Annotated in this window: 7 protein-coding genes; 3 read left to right on the forward strand and 4 right to left on the reverse strand. The window is 37.1% G+C overall.

Annotation, left to right across the window (positions count from 1 at the left end; genetic code table 11):
• The coding region (locus tag ABZA26_RS07750) for a His/Gly/Thr/Pro-type tRNA ligase C-terminal domain-containing protein (RefSeq protein ID WP_372713947.1) at positions 1-257 on the forward strand (257 nt) is incomplete at its 5' end.
• Between the two features lie 132 nt (positions 258-389).
• On the opposite strand, the gene ABZA26_RS07755 is transcribed toward ABZA26_RS07750, so the two are convergent.
• The 4 genes from ABZA26_RS07755 to ABZA26_RS07770 form a co-directional block, all read right to left on the reverse strand.
• Positions 390-1,142, reverse strand: coding sequence for a YebC/PmpR family DNA-binding transcriptional regulator (locus ABZA26_RS07755; protein ID WP_372713948.1), 753 nt, complete (start codon positions 1,140-1,142; stop codon positions 390-392).
• Positions 1,143-1,299: 157 nt separating this feature from the next.
• The gene (locus tag ABZA26_RS07760; protein ID WP_372713949.1) at positions 1,300-1,881 is read right to left on the reverse strand and encodes a uracil-DNA glycosylase; all 582 of its coding nucleotides are present in this window, start codon (positions 1,879-1,881) and stop codon (positions 1,300-1,302) included.
• A gap of 5 nt (positions 1,882-1,886) precedes the next feature.
• Positions 1,887-2,663, reverse strand: a complete 777-nt coding sequence (locus ABZA26_RS07765; protein ID WP_372713951.1) for an MBL fold metallo-hydrolase — start codon at positions 2,661-2,663, stop codon at positions 1,887-1,889.
• A gap of 152 nt (positions 2,664-2,815) precedes the next feature.
• Positions 2,816-3,022, reverse strand: coding sequence for a hypothetical protein (locus tag ABZA26_RS07770; protein ID WP_372713952.1), 207 nt, complete (start codon positions 3,020-3,022; stop codon positions 2,816-2,818).
• 170 nt (positions 3,023-3,192) lie between these two features.
• Between ABZA26_RS07770 and ABZA26_RS07775 the strand changes: the two genes are divergently transcribed.
• Complete coding sequence (locus ABZA26_RS07775) at positions 3,193-3,891, forward strand: helix-turn-helix domain-containing protein (RefSeq protein WP_372713953.1); 699 nt, start codon at positions 3,193-3,195, stop codon at positions 3,889-3,891.
• A gap of 352 nt (positions 3,892-4,243) precedes the next feature.
• A partial coding sequence (locus ABZA26_RS07780; protein WP_372713954.1) for a DMT family transporter occupies positions 4,244-4,859 on the forward strand: 616 nt, incomplete at its 3' end.

The following is a 4,859-nucleotide window of genomic DNA, read 5'->3' on the forward strand; positions in this document are numbered from 1 at the left end:
ATCAGGTAGCTCTAGGAGAAAAGGTATATACCGAACTTCTTGAAGCAGGAATAGATACGGTGCTAGACGACAGAAATGAAAGACCTGGATTTAAGTTTAAAGATGTAGATCTTATAGGATTCCCTTTTAAAGTTGTTTCTGGAAAACAGGCAGAAGAAGGTATTTTGGAAATCAAGATAAGAAGAACCGGTGAAACAATGGATGTAAAAGCTGAAGATGTAGTAACTACAATCAAAGAATTAATGAAAAAATACTAATATAAAAACAGCAAGAGACGGCTTTATGCCGTCTCTTTTTATACCTTACTTAATTATGAAGATATAAAAAATATAATCGTAACAATTTCTGAAAAATAAAAAGACCTGTAAATTACAGATCTTTTCATAAGTTTATCCCATTAGTTTTTCCATTATCTCATCTGGAATATCAAAGTTTGAATATACATCATCTACATCATCAATATCTTCTAGAGCTTCGTAGAGATCAAAAACTTTCTTCGCCGTATCCTCGTCTGTTATTTCTACCCGGTTTTCAGGGATCATTGTTACCTCTGCTTCTTCATACTTGTATCCAGCTTCCACAAGGGAATCCAAAACAGACTGGAAATCTGCAGGAGATGTAATTACTTCATAAGTCTCTCCTTCAAGCTTCACATCCTCTGCCCCGGCTTCTAGTGCAGTCATCATAAGTTCCTCTTCGTCTATTCCTTCAGACGGTATTGCTATAACTCCGTTTTTATTAAACATCCAAGCTACAGCTCCGTCGGCTCCCAAATTTCCGCCTTTTTTGGAAAAAGCAGATCTTACTGAAGCTGCCGATCTGTTTTTATTATCAGTTACCACCTCTACTATAAAAGCCGTTCCTGATGGCCCGTATCCCTCATATCTTATCTCTACATACTCTACACCTTCGAGTTCCCCGGTACCTTTTTTTACTGCTCTATCTATATTATCTTTTGGCATGTTTCCTGCTCTTGCTTTCTCTAGGGCCAGTCTCAGTCTAGGGTTGAAGTTTATATCCCCTCCGCCTTCTTTTGCAGATATTGTCAGCTCTTTTCCAAGTTTTGTGAATAATTTTGCTCTTTTCTTGTCTTGAGCTCCTTTTCTATGCTTTATATTAGACCATTTACTGTGTCCTGCCACGATAATACCTCCCGATTTTATATGAAATTCACTAAATATTTTATCACATCATTTTCCATTTTTCAACCTAATGAGAACTTGTTAATTTCTATGCCATAAAACATCAAAATTTTATTTTTAAAGATACAAAACAGCCCTGCAGATGCAGGACCGGTTTTCAAAGCTCACTTTTTATCATTTTCAGATCATTCCAGAATTCCACAGCAGGCCTGGCTTTTTTCCCGTCTACGCCTCTCACACGTTTCACATATCCCGGGTCATAGGTAGGAATGACTTTTATATCCCCTTCCCAGTTGTAGACTTTCCCTCTTATACTTGATATATTTGATTCTTCTTTAAGAAGGACACTCACCACTTCCGGTCCCAATGCCACTATTATTTTTGGTTTTATAAGGGCGATCTGCATGTCTAGATACTCTTTCATAACCCCCTGTTCCTCTTCAGAAAGCTCTCTCCATTTGAGAATGCTTTTGGAAAGGTTGGTTATATAGTATTTTTCAGGAGACAGGTCTGCCAGATCACATAATTTTATAAAAAATTCTCCGCTGGTTCCCGGAAGAACCCTCATAGTTTCATCTTCAAAAAGGTCGGGATCATCCCCTATAAATAAAATTTCACCCCTTGTGTTCCCTCCTCCTAGAAGGATTTTCTTATCTTTTGTTCCGTCTAATCTGGGTATTTTCATCCCGCCTAAGTCAAACTTCAGCTCTTCCCACAATTCTCTAATCTCCAATTTCATCACCACTATACCTTAAATATATTTGTATTCTTTTCCTGATACGCTATCTCAATCTCCACATCTATACACTGCCTCTGAAGTTCCTCTCTCACAGTAGCCATAGCCATTTCGTAGGTATTGCTGTCCCGGCTCACATGAGCTAGATATACTTTTTCCAGCCCAGGGTGGTTTATGTCCCCTATGAACTTGGCAGCATCGATATTCGAAAGATGGCCGTTCCTTCCTTTTACCCTAGCCTTTAGATCCCACGGGTAGGAGCAGCTCATGAGCATCTGATAATCATAGTTGCACTCTATTACTACTATGTTCACATCCTTAAAATGATCCCTTACTATATTATTTATATAGCCTATATCTGTGGAAATAGCCAGTTTTTTCCCCCGGCTGTTTTCTACCTTAAAACCTATTGTTCTTTCAGCATCATGCATAACATCAAAAGGAGTTACCTTCACAGTGTTTCCGAGATTAAATTCTCCATCGATTAGCATTAAATTTTCACCAGAGATCTTACCCAGCTTTTCTGTACAGGCCTTATAGCTCTCAGGAGTTATATATATAGGGATATTATATTTTCTAGAGAGAACTCCGGCTCCCAATATATGGTCAAGATGTTCGTGAGTTATGAGCAGAGCCCCTATCTCCTCTATTCTTTCCCCTATAAGTTGCATTTTTTCTTTCAATTTTTTACCGCTAAAACCTGCATCAACCAAAAATTTAAATCCGTCAACTTCGAGAAAGGTAGCATTTCCAGAGCTTCCGCTTCCCAGTATAGATATTTTCATATAATTCTTCCCCTCTAAACTCCTACTCAAAAAATAAAAAAAGTAAGTAGGGTTACTACTTACTATATATTAAGATTTTTATTTTGTCAAACTGTGAAATCCCAGAAAAATCAATCTCTGAAAGATATAGCATCCCCAAAAGCACAATGAGTCTAACAGTAGTTATAGCCGCTCCTCCTGTTAAATATTTTCTCCAGTGTCTTAAAAGTCTCATCAAGGTAGTGGGTTTTTAGTCTTATTCTTTTATTTTCAAGGGAAAAGGTTACTACAAAGAGGTTATCATTTTTTTCAATGTCACACTCTAAAATTATCGTGTCAAAAGAGACCAACCATTTTTCATTTTTTATTCTGATTTTCAAAACACCCACCACCCTTAAGAGTTATCTATATTTATATATAACTAGTATAGTCTCGTTATCTATGTTTGTCAATAGGTTTGTTTTGTTTATCTCTAAAAATCTATAAAAACTTGAAAATATACTGGAAAAATACTATACTTAACTATAAGTATGTATAAGGAGATGAGAGTATGGATTTTAAAAAATTCCTTAAAGATAGAAGAAACAAACTGGGATATAGTCAGAATAAGTTTGCAAAATCAATCGGTATAACCCAGTCATATTTTAATACCATCGAAAGAGGAGAAGTAAAAAACCCCCCTAGCGTAGAGGTCCTAGACAAAATAGCAGAGGGACTCCAGCTAGATGAGAAAGAAACCGAGATCCTGAAATATCTCGCTGCCTTAGAGAGAACTCCAAATATTATAATGAAGGAGCTTTCAAAACTGAAAAAAGAGCTGACAGAGGTTGAAACTATAAAGGGAAATACCGACCTTAAGGAAAGTCTCACATTGACAAGGGCAATACCTGTGTATGAGAGAATCAGCGCCGGTATAGGGGCTATAAACGACGGAGAAGTGACAGATTACCTGTCTATCCCGGGAATAAAAAACGCCCAGGAAGTCTTCGCTGTAAATGTATGGGGTGACTCTATGGAGCCAAACATAAAAGACGGATCGGTCATCATATGCAGAAAAGATGTGGAGATAAGAGACGGAGAGATAGGAGCATTTTTACTAAATGATGAAGCTTATGTCAAAAGAATAAAAGTTAGCAGTCAGTATGTAGCCCTCATGAGTGACAACCCGAACTATCCTCCTATTTTTATCGGCCCCGGAGAAAATCTAGTAGCAGTGGGAAAAGTAATAAAAGTCTTGAGCGACATATAAAAAAACAGGTATTCAAAACCGGACTTACCTCTTAGGAGATAATTAATCCAATTTTGAATGCCTGTCTTTTATTTACCCGCTACAGTAGATTTATTGTGTATCGTCGCATGCGAGTATTTCCAATAAAAATATAAGGTGTAGCTTCAGAATACTGGCTCTCAGTTATTCCAGCTTGATCCCATTCCTAATAAAGAGCCTATCATTTAAAATATTTTTTGTCAATAAATAACCTTATTTTTAAATTAAAAAAAATAAATTGACATCTTAAAAGTTAGAAACTACAATGGTTTATGAACTTAGTGTTCAATTTTTTTATTCCACAAAATACAGCAATCATTTTTAGGAGGATTTAATGAATAAAAATCAAAATAGTCTTTTGGCAGACAGTTCTCTTCTGCTGGTGGCCGTTATATGGGGATCGGGATTCACAGCCACCCAGATGGCACTGGACAGCGGTTTTCTACCTTTGACCACTATGGCTCTGAGATTTGGAATGGCAGCACTCTTGATGAGTATTATCTTTATAAAAAAACTTAAAAAAATTAACAGAGAAGATATAAAAGCCGGTTCAGTAGTTGGTTTTTTTCTTTTTACCGCATTTGCATCTCAGACAGTGGGGCTGCAATTTACTACTCCTTCAAAAAATGCCTTCCTCACAGCCACCAACGTGATTTTGGTTCCATTTATTTACTGGTTTATGACCAAAAAGAAACCTGATATTTACTCTGTCATAGCTGCTTTCATATGTATTTCAGGTATAGCCTTTATCTCTTTGGGGAAAGATCTGACCCTCGGTATAGGGGATTCTCTTTCTCTTCTTTGTGCCCTGTTGTTTGCCTTTCATATCAGCTCCACCGGTTTTTACAGTCAAAAGGTAGATACCACCGTGCTCTCTGTGACTCAGATGTGGTTTGCAGCTGTTCTTTCCTTTATAGGTTCCTTTTTTACAGAACCTTTTCCGCAGGTGG

This window comes from Ilyobacter sp. (genome assembly GCF_041583315.1).
GTDB lineage: Bacteria > Fusobacteriota > Fusobacteriia > Fusobacteriales > Fusobacteriaceae > Ilyobacter.

Coding starts and splice junctions, on each gene's coding strand:
- ABZA26_RS07760 (WP_372713949.1), bottom strand. CDS start 1,881: ATGAAATTGGAGATTAGAGAATTGTGGGAAGAGCTGAAGTTTGACTTA.
- ABZA26_RS07765 (WP_372713951.1), bottom strand. CDS start 2,663: ATGAAAATATCTATACTGGGAAGCGGAAGCTCTGGAAATGCTACCTTT.
- ABZA26_RS07775 (WP_372713953.1), top strand. CDS start 3,193: ATGGATTTTAAAAAATTCCTTAAAGATAGAAGAAACAAACTGGGATAT.